This is a genomic window from Streptomyces sp. MAR4 CNX-425, from assembly GCF_048656465.1.
Classification (GTDB): Bacteria; Actinomycetota; Actinomycetes; order Streptomycetales; family Streptomycetaceae; genus Streptomyces.
The window spans coordinates 60,053-81,623 of record NZ_JBMDLF010000002.1; the positions used below are offsets into that span (position 1 = coordinate 60,053).

General features: G+C 75.2%; 18 protein-coding genes. 14 read left to right on the plus strand and 4 right to left on the minus strand.

The window, feature by feature from the left end:
* Genes ACHZ99_RS05640 through ACHZ99_RS05655 form a run of 4 tightly spaced genes read right to left on the minus strand, consistent with a single transcriptional unit; the run spans position 1 to position 4,353 of the window.
* A complete protein-coding gene (locus ACHZ99_RS05640; protein ID WP_420303252.1) occupies positions 1-885 on the minus strand; it encodes an SDR family NAD(P)-dependent oxidoreductase in 885 nt (294 codons plus the stop codon).
* A complete protein-coding gene (locus ACHZ99_RS05645) occupies positions 882-1,724 on the minus strand; it encodes an amidohydrolase family protein (protein WP_420303253.1) in 843 nt (280 codons plus the stop codon). The genes ACHZ99_RS05640 and ACHZ99_RS05645 overlap by 4 nt, the downstream gene beginning before the upstream one ends.
* Entirely contained in the window at positions 1,721-2,917 is a 1,197-nt protein-coding gene (locus tag ACHZ99_RS05650; RefSeq protein WP_420303254.1) for a mandelate racemase/muconate lactonizing enzyme family protein, read from the minus strand. Before ACHZ99_RS05650 ends, ACHZ99_RS05645 begins: the two co-directional genes overlap by 4 nt.
* Positions 2,917-4,353: an aspartate aminotransferase family protein gene (locus ACHZ99_RS05655; RefSeq protein WP_420303255.1), complete on the minus strand. Its 1,437-nt coding sequence runs from the start codon at positions 4,351-4,353 to the stop codon at positions 2,917-2,919. The genes ACHZ99_RS05650 and ACHZ99_RS05655 overlap by 1 nt, the downstream gene beginning before the upstream one ends.
* Positions 4,354-4,597: 244 nt before the next feature.
* Between ACHZ99_RS05655 and ACHZ99_RS05660 the strand changes: the two genes are divergently transcribed.
* The 14 genes from ACHZ99_RS05660 to ACHZ99_RS05725 all read left to right on the plus strand — a co-directional run bounded on the left by ACHZ99_RS05660 (position 4,598) and on the right by ACHZ99_RS05725 (position 21,559).
* The gene (locus ACHZ99_RS05660; protein WP_420303256.1) at positions 4,598-5,443 is read left to right on the plus strand and encodes an IclR family transcriptional regulator; all 846 of its coding nucleotides are present in this window, start codon (positions 4,598-4,600) and stop codon (positions 5,441-5,443) included.
* Positions 5,444-5,781: 338 nt separating this feature from the next.
* The gene (locus ACHZ99_RS05665) at positions 5,782-7,698 is read left to right on the plus strand and encodes a peptidase C14 (protein ID WP_420303990.1); all 1,917 of its coding nucleotides are present in this window, start codon (positions 5,782-5,784) and stop codon (positions 7,696-7,698) included.
* A 63-nt stretch (positions 7,699-7,761) separates the two neighbouring features.
* Positions 7,762-9,021, plus strand: a complete 1,260-nt coding sequence (locus ACHZ99_RS05670; protein WP_420303257.1) for a Gfo/Idh/MocA family protein — start codon at positions 7,762-7,764, stop codon at positions 9,019-9,021.
* 58 nt (positions 9,022-9,079) lie between these two features.
* Positions 9,080-10,345 (plus strand): extracellular solute-binding protein, encoded by a 1,266-nt coding sequence (locus ACHZ99_RS05675; RefSeq protein WP_420303258.1) that lies wholly within the window; start codon positions 9,080-9,082, stop codon positions 10,343-10,345.
* An 86-nt stretch (positions 10,346-10,431) separates the two neighbouring features.
* On the plus strand, positions 10,432-11,343 hold the full coding sequence (locus tag ACHZ99_RS05680; RefSeq protein ID WP_420303259.1) for a carbohydrate ABC transporter permease: 912 nt from the start codon (positions 10,432-10,434) through the stop codon (positions 11,341-11,343).
* 2 nt (positions 11,344-11,345) lie between these two features.
* Positions 11,346-12,320, plus strand: coding sequence for a carbohydrate ABC transporter permease (locus tag ACHZ99_RS05685; RefSeq protein ID WP_420303260.1), 975 nt, complete (start codon positions 11,346-11,348; stop codon positions 12,318-12,320).
* A gap of 9 nt (positions 12,321-12,329) precedes the next feature.
* Complete coding sequence (locus tag ACHZ99_RS05690; protein ID WP_420303261.1) at positions 12,330-13,358, plus strand: NAD-dependent epimerase/dehydratase family protein; 1,029 nt, start codon at positions 12,330-12,332, stop codon at positions 13,356-13,358.
* A gap of 8 nt (positions 13,359-13,366) precedes the next feature.
* Positions 13,367-14,419 carry a dihydrodipicolinate synthase family protein gene (locus ACHZ99_RS05695; protein WP_420303262.1) on the plus strand — a complete coding sequence of 351 codons (1,053 nt, stop codon included), beginning with the start codon at positions 13,367-13,369 and terminating at the stop codon, positions 14,417-14,419.
* Positions 14,403-15,428, plus strand: coding sequence for a hydroxyacid dehydrogenase (locus tag ACHZ99_RS05700; protein ID WP_420303263.1), 1,026 nt, complete (start codon positions 14,403-14,405; stop codon positions 15,426-15,428). Before ACHZ99_RS05695 ends, ACHZ99_RS05700 begins: the two co-directional genes overlap by 17 nt.
* 289 nt (positions 15,429-15,717) lie before the next feature.
* Positions 15,718-16,305, plus strand: coding sequence for an ATP-binding protein (locus tag ACHZ99_RS05705; RefSeq protein WP_420303264.1), 588 nt, complete (start codon positions 15,718-15,720; stop codon positions 16,303-16,305).
* A gap of 97 nt (positions 16,306-16,402) precedes the next feature.
* Positions 16,403-18,049 carry an alkaline phosphatase D family protein gene (locus ACHZ99_RS05710; RefSeq protein ID WP_420303265.1) on the plus strand — a complete coding sequence of 549 codons (1,647 nt, stop codon included), beginning with the start codon at positions 16,403-16,405 and terminating at the stop codon, positions 18,047-18,049.
* A 171-nt stretch (positions 18,050-18,220) separates the two neighbouring features.
* A complete protein-coding gene (locus ACHZ99_RS05715; protein ID WP_420303266.1) occupies positions 18,221-19,591 on the plus strand; it encodes an ABC transporter ATP-binding protein in 1,371 nt (456 codons plus the stop codon).
* Between the two features lie 169 nt (positions 19,592-19,760).
* Positions 19,761-19,955 carry a hypothetical protein gene (locus ACHZ99_RS05720; RefSeq protein WP_027751678.1) on the plus strand — a complete coding sequence of 65 codons (195 nt, stop codon included), beginning with the start codon at positions 19,761-19,763 and terminating at the stop codon, positions 19,953-19,955.
* A 59-nt stretch (positions 19,956-20,014) separates the two neighbouring features.
* On the plus strand, positions 20,015-21,559 hold the full coding sequence (locus ACHZ99_RS05725; RefSeq protein ID WP_420303267.1) for a hypothetical protein: 1,545 nt from the start codon (positions 20,015-20,017) through the stop codon (positions 21,557-21,559).
* Positions 21,560-21,571 lie beyond the last annotated feature (12 nt).

Sequence of the window (21,571 nt, forward strand, 5' to 3'; positions counted from 1 at the left end):
TCACGGACCCGGGGGCGCGAGGCTGTTGCGGTACGGGGGCATGAAGCGCATCCGCGGCATCTGGTCGGCGAGCACGCCGCCGTCCACGACGAGCCGGGCCCCGGTGAGGTACGCGCCGGCGTCCGAGGCGAGCAGCAGCAGCGCGCCCACGCACTCCTCCGGCCGGGCGTAGCGGCCCAGCGGGATCCGTTCGCGGTACGCCGCCTCGAAGCCCTCCCGCGCCAGCGGGAACCCGCCGTCGATGGGGGTGTCGACCATGCCGGGCGCCAGGGTGTTGGCGGTGATGCCGTGCGGGGCCAGCTCCACCGCCAGGGTCTCGGTGAGCATCTGGGCGGCGGCCTTGGCGGCGTTGTAGTGGGCGAGGCCCGCCTCGGCGACGAGCGCGTTCTTCGAGGTGACCGTGATGATCCGGCCCGGGACGGCGTCGGCCACCATGTGTTCGGCGAGGCGCTGGGAGAGGAAGAACACGGCGTCGGCGTTGACGCGCATGACCCGCGACCAGCTCTCCTCGGTGATCTCGTTGAAGCGCTCCAGGGCCGCCGTGCCCGCGTTGTTGACCAGGATGTGCACCGGGCCGGCCGCCTCCCGGATCCGGTCGGCGAGCCCGGCCAGCTCCGGGAGGCGCGCGAGGTCCTGGCCGTACGTCCGCGCCCGCCGGCCGTGCGCCCGTACCGCCGCGGCCGTCTCCGCCAGCCCGGGGGCGTCCGGGAGGTCGACGAGGACGAGGTCGGCGCCCGCCTCGGCGAGCCCGGCGGCGAAGGCGCGGCCGAGGCCGCGGGCGGCGCCGGTGACGACGGCGGTGCGGCCGGCGAGGTCGAACCGCCCGGCGGCCGGCTCCCCCGGGCCGGGCCGCCCGTCCCCCGCGCCGGGCCGGCCGCCGGTCACGACAGCCCCAGCAGGTCGAGGGCCGGCCGGTGGATCAGCTTCTCCACCTCGTCGGCGTCCAGCGGCGGCAGCCCCGGGATCCCCGGGATCCGGGCGATCTCGCGCAGCCCGGCGACCGAGTCGTCGACCGTGGTGAACGGGTAGTCGCTGCCGAACAGCAGCTTGTGCCAGACGCCGTAGTCCTGCACCAGCCGCAGGCTGTGCCAGAGCTGGAACGGCCGGTAGTGCAGGGCGCTGACGTCCGCGTAGACGTGCGGGTGCTTGCGGATGACCGCGATGCACTCGCCCTCGAAGGGGTGGCCGAGGTGGGCGAGGACCATCCGCAGCCCGGGGTGGCGGATGGCGACCTCGTCCAGGTGCCGGGGCATCGCGTACGCGAGCGGGGCGGCGGGGACGAAGGTCGTGCCGGTGTGCACCAGCAGCGGCAGGCCGTGGCGTTCGGCGTAGCCGAAGAGGTCGTCGTACGCCGGGTCGGCGGGGTCGAAGCCGGCGTACATCGGCATCAGTTTGATCCCGCGCAGGCCCAGCTCCTGGTGGCCGTGGCGGAGTTCGTCCTGCCAGCCGGGCTGGGTGGGGTCGAGCGAGAGGTAGCCGGTCAGCCGGTCGGGGCGGGCCGCGGCGTACGCGGCCACCGCGGCGTCGTCGACCCACAGCCCGCTCCTGCGGGCCTTGCCGCCGACGACGATCGTGCGGGTGCCGGCGGGGGCGCCGGCGGCGTAGTCCTCCCAGCGCACCGTCAGGTCCACCTCGCCGGCGTGGGCGTGGGCGGCCGCGGCGCGGAAGGACTCGTCGAAGTCCGCGCCGGGCCGGAAGAGGTGGGAGTGGACGTCGGTGATCATGCGGGGGTGCTCCTGTCCCGTTTCTCCCAGCCGTCCTCGAACATGTTCCAGAAGCGGTGGGTCGGCGGGTGCTCGGCGAAGACCTCGTCGGCGAGTTCGACGCCGAGGCCGGGGGCGGTGGGCAGCCCGACGTGGCCGTCGGCGACGGGCAGCGCGCCGGGCAGGGCGTCGAAGACGTACGGCTCCAGCAGCCCGTCGAAGGTCTCCAGCACCTTGAGGTTGGGGATGCCGAGGGCCGCGTGTACGGAGACGGTGGTGCACAGCGGCGAGTTGGAGTTGTGCGGGGCGACGAGCATGCCGTGCGCGTCGGCGATGGCCGCGATCTTGCGCACCTCGGTGAGGCCGCCGGCCATGGACAGGTCGGGCTGGACGATGTCGACGGCGCCGGTGGCGAAGAGCTGCTTGTACTCGTAGCGGTCGTGGAAGTGCTCGCCGCCGGCGAGGGGGAACGGCGCGCGCAGGCGCAGTTCGGCGTAGCGCTCGATGTGCGTCCAGGGCAGCGGCTCCTCCAGCCAGCCGATGCCGTACGGCGCCAGCTCGTGCACCAGCCGTACCGCGGTCGGCATGGCGAAGCGGGCGTGGCCCTCGACGAACAGCTCGACGTCCGGGCCGATCGCCTCGCGCACCGCTTCGACGAGGCCGACCGAGCGGCGCAGCTCGGCGGGGCTCAGCTCGTGCAGCCCGGAGCCGAAGGGGTCGAACTTCAGCGCGCGGTAGCCCCGGGCGACGGTGTCGCGGGCCTTGGCGGCGAAGACGCCGGGGTCGCGCTCGCCGTCGTACCAGCCGTTGGCGTAGACGGGGACGCGGTCGCGGCAGGCGCCGCCGGTGAGGCGGTAGGCGGGGACGCCGAGCGCCTTGCCCATGAGGTCGTAGAGCGCCTGGTCGAGGCCGGAGAGGACGACGCCGCCGACGTCGCCGCCGCGCAGGAAGTCGCCCTGGTGCAGCCGCAGCCAGATCTCCTCGACGTCGAAGGGGTCGGCGCCGAGGAGGTGGCGGCGGGACATCGCCTCGGCGAGCGCGCAGACCTCGCGGCCGCGGTACGGGTGGGTGATCTCGCCGACGCCGGACAGGCCCTCGTCGGTGTGGACGCGGACGTAGCCGAAGTCGCGCCAGGCGGTGCCGAGCATCAGGGTCTCGACGCGGCTGATCCGGCCGGCCGGGCCGGTGGGGCGGGAGGTGTCGACGGTGAGCATCAGCGGGCCGCCCCGTCCCGCCCGGCCGCGGCGGCGGAGCCGGCGCGGGGCGCGCCACCCATGGTGGAGGCGTGCTCCAGGTCGCGGGCGCCGCCGTCGGCGAGTGCGGCGGCGACGGCCGTCTCGGTGGCTTCCAGCAGCCGGTCGACGTCGGCGTCGGTGTGGGCGTAGGAGAGGTGGCTGCGTTTGAGGTTGAGCGGCAGCTCGAAGATCCCCTGCGCCAGCAGCCGGCGGCGGTAGCCGACGAAGAGCCCGGCGTCGTTGGCGAGCAGGTCGGTGTACGTCCGCGGGGTGCGCTCCGCGCCGCCGTCGTAGCCGGGCATGAAGTAGGTGACGAAGACCGAGCCGTGGCCGGTGACGGCGACGGGCACGCCGAGGCGCCGGTAGACGGTGCGCAGCCCGGCGCGTACCCGCTCGCCGAGGCGGAAGACGTGGTCGTGGACGGGCTCCTCGCGCAGCTTCTTCAGCGTGGCGAGCGCGGCGGCCACGACGGAGGGGTGGCCGTTGTACGTGCCGGCGAAGAACGCGGGGGCGCCGGGGCGGGTGGAGAACAGCTCCATGAGGTCGGCCCGGCCGCCGATGGCGCCGGCGGGGGCGCCGTTGGCGATGGCCTTGCCGAGGGTGGTGAGATCGGGGGTGACGCCGGAGACCTGCTGCCAGCCGCCGAGGGAGTGGCGGACGCCGGTGATGACCTCGTCGAAGACGAGCACGCTGCCGGCCTTCGCCGTCTCCTCGCGCAGGGTGGTCAGGAAGTCCGGGTACGGCAGGAGGGCGCCGACGTTGTGCGGGACGGGTTCGACGATGACCGCGGCGATGTCGTCGCCGTGCGCGGCGAAGCAGCGGCGCACGGCGGCGCTGTCGTTGAACGGCAGCACGAGGGTGGCGTCGAGGACCTCGGGCAGGATGCCGGCGGAGATGGGGTCGGCGCCGCCGACGCGGTCCGCGGCGGAGATCACGTTGAGGCTGACCGAGTCGTGCCAGCCGTGGTAGCAGCCCTGGAACTTGACCACCAGGCGGCGGCCGGTGGCGGCCCGGGCCACCCGCAGCGCGTGGAACGTCGCCTCGCTGCCGGTGCTGGTGAGCAGCACCTTCTCCAGCGAGGGCACCAGCTCGCAGAGCTCCTCGGCCAGCCGGATCTCGCCCTCGGTGACGCCGACGCCCATGTGCCCGAGCGCGGCGCCGGCCGCGGTGGCGGCGCGGGCCACGTCGGGGTCGTTGTGGCCGAGCAGCGGGGGGCCGAAGGCGGCGTGGTAGTCGGTGAACTCGGTCCCGTCCGCGGTGCGGAAGCGGGCGCCGCCGGTGCCGGCGACGACGAGTCCCGGCAGCCCCGGGATGCTGCGCTGGCCGCTGTTCACCCCGCCGGGCACGACCCGCTGGGCGCGCTCGGCGAGGGCTGCTCCGGCCCCGGCGGTGGTGGCGTCCGGGCCTGGGCTCATGGTGCGTGCTCCTTGCGTCGAGTGTCTCGGTTCCACGGGCCCTGCCCGGCCCGTGAACCCTTGGCGCCATCCGCCCGGCAGTCGTCGCAGGAAGGTGAAGAAGGTGGTGCGGGTGATGAGTTGAAGCTTTTTCAGAACGCTGTTCTGTCTTACCGAACAGAGCCAGACTCTACGGCCGAAAAAAGCGCCGGTCAACCCCTCGGGCTCGACGAAACCCCCGCCCTACCCCCTAGGCTGTTCGGTCATGACGAACAGAACGGATGCCGAGCGGCCGAAGTACTGGGTCAAGAGCGTGGGGCGGGCGGCCGAGATCCTGGAGGCCCTCGCGACCCCGCCGCCCGGCGACGGGCTCAGCGTCACCGAGATCGCCCAGCGCTGCGGCGTCTCCAAGAGCACCGCGTTCGGCACCCTGCAGACGCTGCGCGCCTTCGGCCTGGTCTCGGACGACGGCGAGGGCATGAGCCGGCGCTACCGGCTCGGCATGGGGCTGGCCCGGCTCGGCGACCGCGCCCGGTCCCAGGTCTCGCTGCGCCGGCTGGCCCACCCGGTGCTGCGCGACCTCAGCGCCCGTACCGGCATGGCCTCCCGCGTGGCCGTGCCGGAGGGCGGCCTGGCCGTCGTCGTCGACCAGGTCGAGGTCGACCACCGCGTCCGGCTCGACCTGCGCATGGGCGAGCGCGAACTCCCGCACTGCACCGGGCTGGGCAAGGCGCTGCTCTCGGCGATGCCCGAGGCCGAGGCGGCGGCCGTGATCGAGCGGCACGGCCTGCCGCGGCGCACCGACAGGACGATCACCGACCCGGACACGTTCCTGGCCCACCTGCGCGACATCGCCCGCGTCGGCTACGCGCTGGACGACGAGGAGGACGCCGAGGGGATCATCTGCATCGGCGCGCCGGTACGGGACGACCGCGGCGACTCGGCCGGGGCGGTCAGCATCACCGGCCTCAAGCTGGGCCTGCCGGCCTGGCGCTACCAGGAGCTGGGCGGCGACGTACGGGACGCGGCCCTGCGGATCAGCCGCGAGCTGGGCTGGCCGGGAGACGACGGCGGCCCGGACGCCGCGCCCCCGCGGACCGCCGCCCGCTAGCGCCCCCCGCCGCCGCGCGGCACCCCCGGCCCCGTCCGGGAGCCCCGCCCGGGAACCCCGCCGGGAAAACCGGCCCTTGACCGATCGGCGGGGGCCGCCGTACCTTTCCAGCCAACCGCCGAGACCTCCCGGTCACCGGCGCGACATCCACCGGACCCGTCCCCGGCACCTGCCCTTCCGCCCGGGACCGGCCACCGGCACCGCCGGCGGCCCGCGGTCCGTCCAGGCCATCCGCCGCCACGGCAGTCACCGCAGGAACGCTTCTCCCACCCGGACCTTCTCGGAAGGCGAAGTCCGCCATGAGCGTTCCGCAGCACCCGAGCACCGCCCGCCGCAGCATGCTGCGCGCCACCGGCCTGGCCGGGCTGGCCGCCGCCGGCGCCGCCGCGGCCACCTCCGGCACCGCCCAGGCCGCCGCCCCCGCCCGCGGGGGCGGCGGAAGCCGCCGGGGCGTCGCCGACTTCCGCGACTACGGCCACACCGGCCCCGAGCGGCCGGCCGACGACGCGCTGGACAGGATGCTCGCCGACCCGCGCGTCCACCGCATCGAGGCCCGCACCGACCTGCTCTTCACCCGCCGCCACACCACCGCACGCTCCGACGTCGAACTGGACTTCGGCGGCAACCGGATGCTCACCGAGGGCATCGAGAAGAACGGCCACGACAACCCGTTCGGCGCGGTGCTGTTCTTCCGCGGCGAGGTCACCGACACCGTGCACGAGCACACCCTCGGCGCCGCGCTGCCCGAGCTGTCCGACGTGTACGAGGTCGGCGACTCCGGCGCGTTCGGCGTCGGCCAGTGGTGGGCGGTCGAGTCGGACGCCGCCGGCTCCGGGAGGTACGAGAAGGAGATCCAGCGGCTCGTCCAGGTCACCGAGGTCGTCGACGCCACGCACATCCGCGTCGGCTACCAGACCGGCTGGCCGCTGGCCGCCGGGCGCACGCTGACCTGGACCCGCGTCAGACCCGTCGAGCGGGCGCACGTGCGCAACGTGGTCTTCGAGGGCGCCGGCGACGACCAGTACACCGGCTCGCACCCGGTGGCGTACGAGTACGCCGTCGGCTGCGACGTCTCCGGCATCGAGGCGACCGGCACCTTCTGGCCGGTGGTCATGCGCCGCTGGTGCACCCGGTTCCGTACCGAGAACTGCACCCTGGCCAACCCCAAGTCGGTCACCTACGGCGGCGCGGGCTACCTCACCCAGCAGATCTACTGCCTCTACGGGCACGTCACCGACTGCCGCACCTCCAACGCCCGCCACCTCAACGACTTCACCGCCTCCGCCTACTGCTACGTCACCAACTGCCACGGCGACGGCGACGACCAGGGCCCGTTCGTCACCCACGGGCAGTTCGAGCACGACCTCGTCTACACCGGCAACTCCGGCCTGATGACGTTCGCCAACTCCGGCGCCGCCTGGGGCGGCGCGGCCAAGCGGATCACCGTCCGCCGGCACGTGTGCTCCTGGTTCGTCGCCCGCGTCAAGGTCACCGACCTGACCCTGGAGGACGTCACCGTCCTCGGCAAGGAGTCGCTGGACGGCTCCGGGATGCTGTGGGTCAACGCCGACGGCGTGCAGCTGCGCGGCTGTACGGCCAGCGGCCCGCTGATCGTCTCCCAGTCCTCCGACCGGTCGGCGCGGCCGAACGTCATCGCCGACTCGGCGTTCTCCTTCGCGCCCGGCGCCGAGATCACCGCGCCCGGGGTCGGGGCCGCGCTGACCCTGGAGCGCGTCGTCCTCGACGGCGCCGCCGGCGCGGCCTTCCGCGGCACCGGGCCGCTGGTCCTCGACCACTGCCGGGTCACCGGCGCGCCGGGCGCCGGCCCCGTGTCGTACGCGCACGCCGACATCGCCGTCGAGGGCGGGGTGTTCACCGACACCGGGATCCGGCTGACCGGCGCGGGCGGGCAGCGGCTGCGGCTGGCCGGGGCGCGGCTGACCGGCACCAACAAGGCGGGCGCGCTGCTGTCCCGCGGCGGCGCGGAGCGTACGGTCACCTGGCAGCTCACCGGCGTCGACTCCACCGCCGCCGACGACGCCACCGCGCACCTCGCGCTCGACGGCGGCGTCAACCGCTACCGGGCGCAGGGCTGCACCTTCGCCGGCGGGCGGCTGGAGCTGAGGCCCGCCGCGTTCGCGGACGGCGACTCGCACCTGCTGCACACCGGCTGCGTCGAGGACGGCGTGACCCGGACCGCGCTGCCCGACGAGGGCGACCGCGTCGTGCACACCGCGGGCAACCTGCGCCTCTGACCCCGCCCCGGCCCACCCCCGCTCCGCCCTCTCCGACCGCCCGTACCCCGCACAGGAGTCCACGTGTCCACGCATCCTCCGGTCACCGCCAGGCCCGTCCGCGTCGCCGTCGCCGGCGCCGGGAACCGCGGGCGCACGTACGCCGACTGGATCCGGGCCCACCCCGGGCGGGCCGAGCTGGTCGCGGTCGCCGACCCGAGCCCGGCCGCGCGGGCGGCGGTGGGCGCGCCGCGGGAGTTCGACGGCTGGCGCGCGCTGGCCGCGGCCGGCGTGGACGCCGACGCGGTCGTCGTCGCCACCCAGGACCGCGACCACGTCGACCCGGTGCTCGCCTTCGCCGGGGCCGGGTACGCGGTGCTGGCCGAGAAGCCGCTCGCGCCCACCGAGGCGGAGACCCGGCGCCTCGTCGCGGGCGTCGAGCGGTCCGGGGTGCTCTTCGCGGTCTGCCACGTCATGCGCTACATGCCCTACACCGACCTGGTGAAGGAGGTCGTGGACTCCGGGGTGCTGGGCGAGATCGTCTCGCTGGACCACCTGGAGCCGGTCGGCTGGTGGCACTACGCGCACAGCTACGTGCGCGGCCCGTGGCGCAGCGAGGAGCTGTCCTCGCCGATGCTGCTGGCCAAGTCCTGTCACGACCTGGACTGGATCGCCTACGTCACCGGCCGCCGCATCGAGCAGGTCACCGGCTTCGGCGGGCTGAAGCACTTCCGTGAGGAGAACGCGCCCGCGGGCGCGGGGGAGCGCTGCACGGACTGCGCCGCCGAGGCCGGCTGCCCGTACAGCGCGAAGAAGCTGTACCTGCCGGTGCTGCGGGAGAAGGGCCCCGTCTGGCCGGTCACCCACGTCACGGACGCCACCGACGAGCCCGGCCTGATCGACGCGCTGCGCACCGGCCCGTACGGGGTGTGCGTCTACCGCGCCGACAACGACGTCGTCGACCACCAGGTCCTCGCCATGCGGCTGTCCGGCGGGGTCACCGCCACCTTCCAGATGGTCGCCTTCACCGAGCAGACACACCGCAGGACCCGCGTCTTCGGCTCCCACGGCTGGCTGCGCGGCGACGGCGAGAGCGTCACCGTGCAGGACTTCCGCACCGGCGGGACCACGGTCCGCACCGTCGCCGGGACCGGCTCCAACGCGGCCGACGGGCACGGCGGCGGCGACGCCGGGCTGATGGACGCCTTCGTACGGGCCGTGGCCACCGGCGAGCCGGGCGTGCTGCGCTCCGGCACCGCCGCGTCGCTCGGCAGCCACCTCGCCGCGTTCGCCGCGGAGCGCGCCCGGCACACCGGCACCGTCCAGGCGGTGCCGGTCCGCTGACCTCCGCCCCCGCCCCCACGCCCCCCTTCCATCCCGCCCCCTCTCTGAAGGAAGTGCCATGACCCTGATCCACCACCGGCGTTCACGGACCGGAGCGGTCGCCGTGCCGCTGCTCGCCACCGCCCTGGCCGGCGTCGCGCTGGCCGGCTGCGGCGGCAGCGACGGCGCGGGCGGCGGGGAGGGCTCCGTCACCATGTGGACGTACCCCGTGATCTTCGACGAGGCGAAGAACAAGGAGTACTGGGACGGCATGGTCGAGAAGTTCGAGAAGAAGAACCCGGACGTCTCGGTGAAGGTGGAGACCTACCCCTGGGCCGACCGCGACACCGCCCTGGGCACCGCCATCGCCTCCGGCAAGGGCCCGGACGTGGTTTACCTGGTGCCGGACCAGCTGCCGAAGTACGCGCCGAACATCGTGCCCGCCGGCGACTACATGCCGGCCGGCGCGAGGTCCGACTACACCGACTTCGCGCTGTCGTCGGTCACCGTCTCCGGCGAAGTGCTCGGCACCCCGGTCCTCACCAGCGCCAACCCGCTGATCTGCGACAAGCGGGTCTTCGAGGCGGTCGGTGAGGACTCCTACCCCGAGACCTGGGAGGACCTGAAGGCGCTGGGCCCGAAGATGAAGGACGAGGGCTACTACGCGCTCAGCTACACCGGCGACACCGCGCAGACGCTCAACATGACGTTCTACCCGCTGCTGTGGCAGGCCGGCGGCGAGGTGTTCGCCGAGGACGGCGAGTCCGTGGCGTTCGACGACGCGGCGGGGGTCGAGGCGCTGACCTACCTCACCGAGTTCGTCGAGGAGGGCTGGGCGCCCCGGGACCTGGTCACCACCACGCCGAACCTGGAGCAGACGCCGGTCGCCAAGGGCAAGGTCGCCTGCACCTGGACCAACGTCACGACCGACGTCGAGCCGTTCTGGGGGCGCGAGAACATCGTCGTCCGGCCGCCGCTGACCGGGAAGGAGTCGGTGGGCTACGGCACGGTCGGCGCGCTGTCGATGCTGAAGGGCGCCGACGCCGAGGCGGCCGGCAAGTGGATCAACTTCGTCGCCCGGCCGGAGAACGCCGCCGAGCTGGAGAAGGGCGCCGGCTACTTCCCGGCCCGTACCTCCGCGGCCGAGCTCTACCCGGACGACGAGCTTCAGCAGGCCGTCGCCGACACGCTGCCCGCCATGAACGCCGGGCCGCTTCAGGAGAAGGCGCGCGAGGTGATGGGCGTGCTCGCGCCCGAGCTGCAGGCCGCGCTGCTCGGCAGGAAGAGCCCCGAGGACGCGCTGAAGGCGGCCGCCGAGGCGGCCGACGCCCAGATCGCCCGCTGACCGCGCGGCCGGCCGCCGGCGCCGAACCCCGCCGCCGGCCGGCCGCGCTTCCACCGCACCACCCCCGTACCGCAAGGAGACCCACCGTGGCAGTCGTCGCGGAACCCACCCGGAAGAGGCGGACGCCCCGCAGCGGGCCGCACGCGCGCCGCGAGGCCCGGATCGGCCTGCTGTTCGTCCTGCCGTGCTTCCTGCTCTTCCTCGCCTTCCGGTTCGGCCCCGCCGTCGCCGGGGTGCTGATGAGCTTCACCGACTACACCCTCACCGGGGGCGGCAGCTTCATCGGCGCCGACAACTTCACCCGGCTCAAGGACGACCCGCTGTTCTGGGACGCGCTGAAGGTCACCGTGGTCTACACGGTGCTGGCCGTGCCCGGCACCATCGCGGTCTCGGTGGGGCTCGCACTCCTGACCCGGCGCGCGTTCCGCGGCTCGAAGGTCTTCCGCTCGGTGTTCTTCCTGCCGGTCGTCACCTCGCTGGTGCTGGCCGCCACCGTTTTCGTGTGGATCTTCTCCACCGGCGGCCCGTGGTCCACGGTGACCGGCTGGCTCGGGCTGCCCGAGGAGTCCTGGCTCTCCCACGACACGCTGGTGGTGCCCGCGCTGGCGCTGGTCGGCATCTGGTCGCGGTTCGGCTACGGGATGCTCATCCTGCTGGCCCGGATGCAGGACATCCCGCGGGAGCTGGAGGAGGCCGCGCTCACCGACGGGGCCGGGCCGTGGCAGCGGTTCCGCCACATCGTGCTGCCGCAGCTGCGGCCGGCGCTGTTCTTCCTCGCGGTGATCGAGACGACGGCCTCGTTCCAGGTCTTCGACGCGGTCTACACGATGACCGGCGGCGGCCCCGCCAACTCCAGCTACACGCTGGTCTTCCAGCTCTACGACGCCGGCTTCACGTACTTCGACCTGGGCTACGCGGCGGCGATCGGCGTGGCGCTCTTCGCGCTGACGCTGGTGGTCGCGGTGGTCCAGCGGCTGACGATCGGGAAGGACGACTGACCATGACCTCGGCCCCCGCGCGGACCCCGCGCACCGACCCGCCGGCCGGTCCGCCCGCGGCGCCCCGCCCCGGCCGGGACCGCGCCGCGGCGGCGGCCGCCCGGCGCGCCGAACGCCGCCTGCGCCGCGCCGCGCGCCGCGACTCCGTACCGCACGGGCTGCGCGGCAGCACCGGCGGCCGGATCGGCCGCGCCCTGCTGCTGACCCTGGCCGCCGTGGTCACCGTCTTCCCGTTCTACGCGATGGTGGTGCTGTCGCTGAAGCCCGCCGCGGCGGTGGAGTTCCCGTCCAGCCTGGTGCCGTGGCCGCTCGGCGGCGAGGCGTACCGCAGCGTCATGGACTCCCAGGACGTGCCGCGCTGGCTGCTCAACACCCTGGTGTACTCGCTGACGTCGGTCGTCGGCGTGCTGCTGCTGTCGTCGCTGGCGGGCTACGCCTTCGCCAAGAAGCGGTTCCCGGGCCGGGAGGCGATGTTCTGGTCGTTCCTGTCGATGGTGATGGTCCCGTACCACGTCACGATGATCCCGACGTTCGCGATGATCGCGAAGCTCGGCGGCGTGGACACGTACTGGGGCCTGATCGTGCCGACGCTGGCCAACGCCCAGGCGGTGTTCCTCATGCGGCAGTTCATCCAGGGGCTGCCGGACGAGCTGTTCGAGGCCGCGCGGCTGGACGGGTGCAGCGAGCTGCAGATCTTCGGCCGCATCGTGCTGCCGCTGCTCAAGCCGATCCTGGCCACCCTGGGGGTCTTCGTCTTCCTGTGGCACTGGAACGACTTCCTGTGGCCGCTGGTCGTCGGGCAGTCCACGGACATGCGCACGCTCACCGTCGGCATCGCGTCCCTCCAGCAGCAGAACGTGCCGCTGAACGTCGTGCTGTCCGGCTCCGTCATCGCGTTCGTGCCCATCTTCGCCGCCTATCTGGTGGGCCAGCGCTACTTCACCGAGGGCGTCACGGCGTCCGGGATCAAGGGGTGAGAACCGATCGTGTTCGCTGACGAGAAAGCGCTCGAAGAGCGCCTGGCGACCCCCTCGGCGGGGCTGGTCGCGGACCTGGCCCGGCTGGAGGGCGACCTGCTGGTGCTCGGCGCCGGCGGCAAGATGGGGCCGAGCCTGGCCCGGCTGGCGCGGCACGCGCTGGACGCCGCGGGCCGTACGGACGTCGCGGTGCACGCGGTGTCCCGCTGGTCGGACCGCGCCGCGGCCGGGCGGCTGGAGGCCGCGGGGGTGCGCACCGTCGCCCACGACCTGATGGACCCGGACGCCGGCCTGGCCGCGCTGCCGGACGCCGGGAACGTCGTGTTCATGGTCGGCGCCAAGTTCGGCTCCGCCGGGGCGCCCTCGCACGCCTGGGCGGTGAACGCGGGGCTGCCGGAGCGGGTCGCCCGCCGCTGGGCGGGCGCGCGCGTCGCGGCGTTCTCTACCGGCAACGTCTACCCGCTGGTCCCCGTCGCCACCGGCGGCTCGGCCGAGGGCGACCCGGTGGGGCCGGTCGGCGAGTACGCCATGTCGTGTCTGGGGCGCGAGCGCCTCTTCGAGCACGCGGCGGCCACGTACGGCACGAAGGTGGCGCTGCTGCGCCTCAACTACGCGGTCGACCTGCGCTACGGGGTCCTCGCCGACATCGCCGTACGGGTGCGGGCCGGTGAGCCCGTCGACGTCACCACCGGGCACGTGAACGTCGTCTGGCAGGGGTACGCCAACGAGGTGGCCCTGCGCGCGCTGCCGCACGCCCGGGCCGAGGAGCCGCTGACCCTCAACGTCACCGGGCCGGAGACGGCCGCGGTGCGCCGGCTGGCGCACCGGTTCGGCGCGGAGTTCGGCACCGGGCCGGTCTTCGAGGGAACCGAGGCCCCCACGGCACTCCTCTCCGACGCCGGGGCCTGCCACGCTCTCTTCGGCTACCCGGACGTGCCGCTGCACACCCTCGTCGGCTGGCAGGCCGACTGGCTGCGCCGCGGGCTCCCGCTGTCCGGCCGGCCCACCAAGTTCCAGGTACGCGACGGAAGGTTCTGAGCCGCCCCATGCCCACCGAGCGCCCCACCCCGCTGGACGTCCTCGCCGACGGCGCCGTCATCCCCGCCCACCCGCTCGCCCTGACCGCGGACCGGCGCCTGGACGAGCGCCGCCAGCGCGCGCTGACCCGCTACTACCTCGCCGCCGGCGCCGGCGGCATCGCCGTCGCCGTGCACACCACCCAGTTCGCCATCCGCGAGCCGCAGGTCGGGCTGCTGCGGCCGGTGCTCGAACTCGCCGCGGAGACCGCGGCGGAGAGCGCCGCGGCCACCGGCCGGCCGGCGGTGAGGATAGCCGGCGCCTGCGGCTACACCGCGCAGGCCGTCGCCGAGGCCGAGCTCGCCGCGTCCCTCGGCTACGACGCGGTGCTGCTCAGCCCCGCCGTCCCGGGCGCCAACGAGGAGGGGCTGCTGGAGCGGGCGCGGGCCGTCGGGGAGGTGCTGCCGGTCATCGGGTTCTACCTCCAGGAGGCGGTCGGCGGCCGCTACCTGTCCCCCGCGTTCTGGGCGGCGCTCGCCGACCAGCCGTCGACGGCCGCCGTCAAGATCGCGCCGTTCGACCGCTACCGCACCGCGGACGTCGTCCGCGCGGTCGCCGCCGCCGACCGCGGCGCGGAGGTCGCGCTCTACACCGGCAACGACGACGACATCGTCGGCGACCTGCTCACCCCGTACGACACGGCGGCGGGCCGGCGCTGGTTCGCCGGCGGGCTGCTCGGGCAGTGGGCGGTGTGGACCCGGCCGGCGGCCGGGCTGCTGGCGGACGTGCGCCGCGCCCGCGCCGGGGACCACGAGGCGCTGCTGCGGTGCCTGGCGCGCCGGCCGCAGCTGACCGACGCCAACAGCGCGGTCTTCGACGTCCGGGGCGGGTTCCGCGGCTGCATCGCGGGGGTGCACGAGGTGCTGCGGCGGCAGGGGCTGCTGGCCGGCACCTGGTGCCTCGACCCCGCCGAGACGCTCTCCCCCGGGCAGGCCGACGAGCTGACCCGGGTCGCCGCCGCCTACCCGTGGCTCACCGACGACGCCTTCGTCAAGGAGCACCTCGATGACTGGCTCCGCTGACCGCGGCGGCGCCCGGGACCGGGTGGTGGTGTGCGTACCGCCGGAGCTGCGCGCGCAGTTCTTCACCGGCCGGGAGTGGCGGCGGCTCGCGGCCGCGGCGGAGCTGACCGTGCTGGACGAGCACCGCGACCGGGAGGCGCTGGCCGCCGCGCTGCCCGGGGCCCGGGCGCTGGTCACCGCGTGGGGCGCGCCGCGGCTCGACGCCGGGCTCCTCGCGGCGGCCGACCGCCTCGAACTCCTCGCGCACACCGGCTCCGCCGTGGCCCCGTACGTCACCGAGGACGTCTTTCTGCGCGGCGTACGGGTCACGCAGGCCGGCGACGCGATGGCCCGGCCGGTCGCGGAGGTGGCGCTCGCGTTCACCCTCGCGCTGCTGCACCGCGTCCACCGCTTCGACCACGCGCTGCGCGGCGGCGCGGACTGGGACGGCGCCCGGGAGGCGCCGCCGCGGCACGAGCTGGGCGCGAGCACCGTCGGCGTCATCGGCGCCTCCCGCACGGGCCGCGCGTACATCTCGCTGGTCCGGGCGTGCGGCGCCCGGGTGGCGGTGACCGACCCGTACCTCTCCGCGGCCGGGGCGGCGGAGCTGGGCGTGACGCCGCTGCCGCTGGACGAGCTGCTGCGCACCAGCCGCGTCGTGGCGGTGCACGCCCCGGCGACCCGGGCCACCCGGCGGCTGCTCGGCGCCGAACGGCTGGCGCTGCTGCCCGACGGCGCCGGGCTGGTCAACACCGCGCGCTCGTGGCTGGTGGACGAGGACGCGCTGCTGGCGGAGCTGCGCACCGGGCGCATCGACGCGGCCCTCGACGTCTTCGACGCCGAGCCGCTGCCCGCCGGGCACCCGTTCCGGCAGCTGCCGAACGTGCTGCTGACGCCGCACCAGGCGGCGGGCACGGCGGAGTGCCGCGAGCGCCTGGGCGCGTCCGCGGTCGCCGAGGTGCTGCGGCTGCTGGCGGGCAAGGAGCCGCTGCACGCGGTGGACGCCTCGGCGCTGACCCGGCTGTTCTGAGCCGCGGCCGGGGAACCGGGCGGGCGGCGGGCGGCGGCCTTCGCCCGCGCCGGGCTGCGCGGCGGCCGGCGTCCCGCCGAGGCGGCCTGCCGCGTCGTGCCGGTCATCCGCCGGGTGGACGTACGCGCTGTGTGACCGGCCGGACGCCGCACGCGTCCGAAACGCGCGCCGACCGCGGGATGTGCAACTGTGCTTGCGGATGAAAGTGCATCTGTACTTGCATCGAGAGGTCTGCATCACTCACCATTGAAACGACCAGTGCGTTCCATGACGGCATCATGATCGGGGTATGGGCATGGCGGCAGCCTCCGGGGAGCGGGCCGAGGCTTCCGCGTTCGCCGCCTGCGCCCTCGACGCCCACCCGCGATCGATAGGCGAAGCCCGCCGCACGGTACGTGCCACGCTGCGCGCCTGGGACCTCGCCGAGCTGTCCGACAGCGTCGAGTGCGTCGTCTCCGAGCTGGTGACCAACGCGGTGCGCCACGGCGTCCCGGGCGCCGCCCCGCTGCCCGTGCCCGAGCCGCAGCCCGTCACGCTCACCCTCATACGCCGCGGCGGCGAGGTCGTCTGCGCGGTCTTCGACCCGGGCGAGGGCGTGCCGGCGCCGTGCGAGGCCGACGACATCGCCGAGTCCGGGCGCGGACTGCAAATAGTGGCGACCCTCAGTGACGCATGGGGCTGGAGTGCCCCGGGGCCGGTCGGCAAGGCCGTGTGGTCCCGGTTCACCGCGCCCGCCGGGACCGGCGGCCCGGCGGACGTGGACGCCGACGGGGACGGCGACCGGGACTGCGAGTGGCAGTCCTTCGCGCGCTGCCTGGCGCTGCTCGAATCGCTCGTGCCCGGGCGCCTCGCCGTCCCCGCGCCGGCCGTCGCCTGACCCGGGCGGCGGGCGCCGCACCGCGCCCGCGGAACCTCCCGGCAGGTCCGGGCGTTCCCCCGTGGTGGCGTGAAACCGGCGGGTCGAGGAGGCGGCGATGGCGGAACTGCGGCTGGGGCCGCTGCTGCGGTACGCCGACGGCACCCGCGCCACGGTCTGGGTCGAGACCTCCGCCCCGTGCGAGGCCGAGGTCCGCTGCGCGGACGGCGCCGGCGGCAGCACCCGCACCTGGCGGGTCGGCGGCCACCACTACGCCCTGGTCCCCGTCACCGGCCTGACGCCGGGCACCGCCACCCCGTACCGCGTACTCCTCGACGGCCACGAGGTCTGGCCGCTGCCCGGCGACCCCGCGAGCACCGTCCGCACCCCCGCCGCCGGCGAGGCGCTGCGCGTCGCCTTCGGCTCCTGCCGCTGGGCGGCGAAGCCCGGCGGCGGCCACGACCCCGCCGGGCCGGACGCCCTCGACACCCTGTCCCGCCGGCTGGACCGCGACCCCGCCGCCGAGCGCCCCGACGTCCTGCTCCTCCTCGGCGACCAGGTGTACGCGGACGAGACCTCCGCCGCCACCCGCGAGTACCTCGCGGCCCGCCGCGACCTCGGGGTGCCGCCGGGCGACCAGATCGCGGACTACGAGGAGTACACCCACCTCTACGAGGAGTCCTGGCTCGACCCCGAGGTGCGCCGGCTGCTGGCCTCCGTACCCAGCTGCATGATCTTCGACGACCACGACGTGATCGACGACTGGAACACCTCCGCCGCCTGGCTGGCGTCGATACGCGCCGAGCCCTGGTGGCGCGAGCGGATCCTCGGCGGCCTGATGTCGTACTGGGTCTACCAGCACCTCGGCAACCTCTCCCCCGGCGAGCTGGCCACCGACCCGCTCTACGCGGCCGTGCGCGAGACCGGCGACGGCACGGCGGTGCTGCGCGAGTTCGCCGAGCGCGCGGACGCCGACCCCGCCTTCGTGCGCTGGAGCTACCGCCGCGACCTCGGCCGCACCCGGCTGCTGATGGTCGACTCGCGCGCCGCGCGGGTGCTGGAGGAGAAGAACCGCGCGCTGGTCGACCCGGACGAGATGGAGTGGGTGCGCCGGCAGGCGCTGGACGACCCCGGCGCGTACGACCACCTCCTCATCGGCACGTCGCTGCCGTGGCTGCTGCCGCCCGCGGTGCACGCCGCCGAGGGGTGGAACGCCGCGCTCTGCGCGGGCGAGCGCGGGGAGCGCTGGGCGCGGCTGGGCGAGAAGCTGCGCCAGAGCGCGGACCTGGAGCACTGGGCGGCCTTCCCGCGGTCGTTCGCCGAGCTGACGGACCTCGTCGCCGAGGCCGGCCGCGGCGAGCGGGCGCCGGCCTCGGTGCTCGTGCTCTCCGGCGACGTGCACCACGCCTACGTCGCCGAGCCGCGGTGGCCGGAGCGGGGCGCCGGGCCGGACCGGCCGCGGGCCGCGATCGCGCAGCTGACCTGCTCACCCATGCACAACAGCGTCCCCGCCCCGATCCGGGCCGGGTTCCGGTTCGGCTGGAGCCGGGCCGGGCGGCTCCTCGGCCGCGTCCTCGCCCGGCACGGCCGGCTCGCCGCGCCGGGCGTCGGCTGGCGGAAGACCGGCGGGCCGTGGTTCGGCAACCAGCTGATGACGCTCACCCTCCGCGGCCGGGACAGCGCCCGGCTGCGCCTGGAGCAGGCCCGCGCGGACGACGCCGGGGACGCCCGGCTCGTACGGACGGACGAGCGGGAGCTGCTGTAACGGCCGCCGGAGCCGGGGCACGGGCCCGCTCCGGCACGTTCCCGTCTCGACCCGTCAACGGGCTGTGCAAGGCGTTCCCAGGCCGGGCGAACTTCGCTATCTTTCGGGGCCCGTAATCCAACTCTGCACGTCTACCGCTTCCTTGTCGCCGAAACAACGGAACAAAACACCATGTCACGTGCGATATCGCTGGACGGCGTCACCAAGGTCTACGAGCGCGGCATCCGGGCGGTCGACCGCTTCTCGCTCGACATCGAACCGGGCGAGTTCGTGGTGCTGCTCGGCCCGTCCGGGTGCGGCAAGTCCACCGTACTGCGCATGATCGCCGGACTGGAGTCGGTCACCGAGGGGCAGTTGCTGCTCGACGGCGAGGACGCCGCCGAACTGGCGCCCGGACAGCGCGGGATGGCCATGGTGTTCCAGAACTTCGCCCTCTACCCGCGGATGACCAACCGCGACAACATCGGCTTCCCGCTCAAGCTGGAGGCCCGCGGCGACGTCGGCCCGCGGGTGGACGCCACCGCCCGGCTGCTGGGCATCGAGGACCTGCTCGACCGCTACCCCGCGCAGCTCTCCGGCGGCGAGCGGCAGCGCGTCGCGATCGGCCGGGCGATCTCCCGGGAGCCCACCGCGTTCCTCATGGACGAGCCGCTGTCCAACATCGACGCCAAGCTGCGCAACCACCTGCGGGCGGAGGTGGCCCGGCTCAACCGCGAACTGGCCGTCACCACGGTCTACGTCACCCACGACCAGGCCGAGGCGATGTCGCTCGGCGACCGCGTCGCCGTGATGCGGGACGGGGTGCTTCAGCAGGTGGGGTCGCCGCGCGAGGCGTACGCGCTGCCGCGGAACGTCTTCGTCGCCGCGTTCATCGGCACCCCGCGGATCAACCTGCTCGGCGCCGTCGTGCACGCCCCGCTGCCCGGCCGGATGACCATCGAGCTCGGCCGGCAGAGCCTCGCGCTGCCCGAGCCCCTCTCCCCCGACCTCCAGATGCTCCGCATCCAGCAGGGCCGGCCGGTGATCGTCGGGCTGCGCTCGGAGGCGGTGCGCATCGCCCGGCCGTCGCTGGCCCGCGCGGGCGAGTGCGCGATGAGCGGCATCGTCGAGCACGTGGAGTACCTGGGCCACGAGGCGCTGCTGCACCTCGACACCGGCTCGCGGGCGGCCGTCGTACCGGAGCTGGAGGGGCCCCGTACGGACACCGCTCCCGGCCACCGCAGGAACAAGGAGGGCACCGTGCTGGGCCGGCTGCGCGACCGGGCGGTGGCCGGGCTGCACAGCCTCGGCCAGGGCGGGCGCGGGGAGCCGGGGGGCGTGGGGGTGCTGGAGGCGCCGCCGGTGCCGACCGCGCCGCCGCCGAGCGCCGAGCGCGCCGCGATCGCCGGCGGCGACCTCGTCGTACGGACCGGGCCCGACGTCCAGGTGCGGCCCGGGACGCACGTGCCGCTGCTGATCGACCTGGAGCACCTCTTCGTCTTCGACCGGCAGGGCCGCCGCGTCTGCCCGGCGCCGGCGCACCAGCCGGGGCTCGACGGGTGACGCCGCCCGCCGGGCGCCGGAACACGGCCGCCCCGGGCGGGGGGCGGCTCCCCGCCCGCCACTCGGGTGAGCCCACGCCGAATCACCCAATTGCCGCTTTTCTTCGGTAAATCTCACTGCCAGGCTGGCAAACGACCCTCTGAAGGCTCCGTCGCCCCTGGAGATTTCCGTGATTCTGTCGATCTCAGGCGTTGTCCTCCTGGGAGTCATCGTCTTCCTGTTCTTCCGCAAGGACGGGCTGAAGCCGTCCCACGCCATCGTCTGCGCCCTCTTCGGGTTCTACTTGGCGGGCACCGCGATCGCACCCAGCATCAAGGCCGGCGGGCAGAGCCTCGCGAGCCTGCTGGGCGGCATCAAGATCTAGGACGCCGCCGGCACACCGGCGCACCGGCGTCCCGCACCCAGGACTCGGAGGCCCGACGCATGCGACGACCGTTCGCCCGGCTCACCGGCCGCGCCGGCCGCGAGCCGGTCGGCACGGCGGTGGCCGGCGCCGCGGACGTGCTCCGGCCGGCGGCGGTCCTCGCCCGCGGCACCGGGCGGCTGGCGCTCGCCGCCCGGCGCCGCTGGAGCGCCACCCCGCCGGAGCGGCGGGGCCCGACCGCGCTGCTCGCCGGGGCCCTGCTGCTGGTGGTCTGGCTGCTGCCGTACGGGCCGCCGGCCGCCGGCGCGGCGCTGCTGGCGGCGGCGGCGTGGGCCGGGCGCGACCGGCCGGCGCCGGAGCCGGCGGCGGACGAGGACGCGGCGGCGCGGCGGGAGGAGCGGCTCGCGGCGCTGTACGAGGCGCTCGTGCCGTACTTCTCCTCCCCCGACGACCCGCACCCGCTCTACGCCCACGAGGGCGACACCGAGCAGGTCTTCGACGGCGCGAAGTTCGACGGCGACGGCAGGCCGACCGCGCTGCGGCTGCGCTACCCGCCGTACTTCCGGGACGGCGAGCCGGAGGCGCGGGCGCGCATCGAGCAGCTGCTGTACGCCAAGTGCGGGCGCGGCCGGGAGTACCGCTTCACCTGGCACGAGGACGACAACCACCTCGACCTCGCGGTGCTCGATCCGCTGCCCACCGACATCGCGGCCCAGCCCTACGTCACGGCGCAGGGCGAGTCGGCGCTCGGCTTCACGGACGCGGCGGGCGTGCCGCGGACGCTCCCCGTGCACGCCGGGACCGGCGACCGGGACGAGCCGCCGGTGCTCTGGCGCACCGGCCCGCGCTCCACGGAGCCGCACCTGCTCGCCCTCGGCCAGCCCGGCACGGGCACGACGACGCTGCTGCGGTCGCTGGCGCTCCAGGCGTTGCGGCACGGCGAGGTGCTGGTGGTCGACGGGGGCGCCACGGGCGAGTTCGGCTTCCTGGCGGGGCGGCCCGGGGTGCTGGCGGTGGAGTCCACGGTGGGCGGCGCGCTGGCACTGCTGCGCTGGGCGGCGGAGGAGACGGAGCGCCGGCTGCTGCGCCCGGCGCCCGCGGCACGGGACGCGGGGGCGGGCCCGCGGCCGCTGTGGATCGTCGTGGACCGGCCGGCGGCGCTGAGCCACCTGGCCGCCGCGGGCGGGCGGCCGGATCCGCAGGGGCTGCTGGAGGTGCCGCTGCGGCACGGCCGGGCGGCGAACGTCACCGTGGTGGTGGCCGACCAGTTCGACTGCACGGCGTCCCTGGGGGCGGCGGTACGGGAGCGCACCCGCGCCCGCGTCGTGCTGGGCCCGGCCTCGGCCGGGCAGGTGGAGTCCGTGCTCGGCGCCCCGCCGCACACCACGCCGGTGGCCGACGTGCCGCCGGGGCGCGGCTACGTCCGGCTCGGCCAGGGGCCGGTGCACCGGTTGCAGGTGCCCGCGACACCGGACCCGGGCCACCGCGAGACGCCGGAGGCGCTGCGGCGGGCGGTGCTGGAGCTGCTGCCGGAGCGGCCGGCCGGCGTCCGGGCGCCGGCCGGTCCGGCGGCGGACGCCGCGGCGGCGCAGTCCGGCGGCTGACGGGCGGCCGCC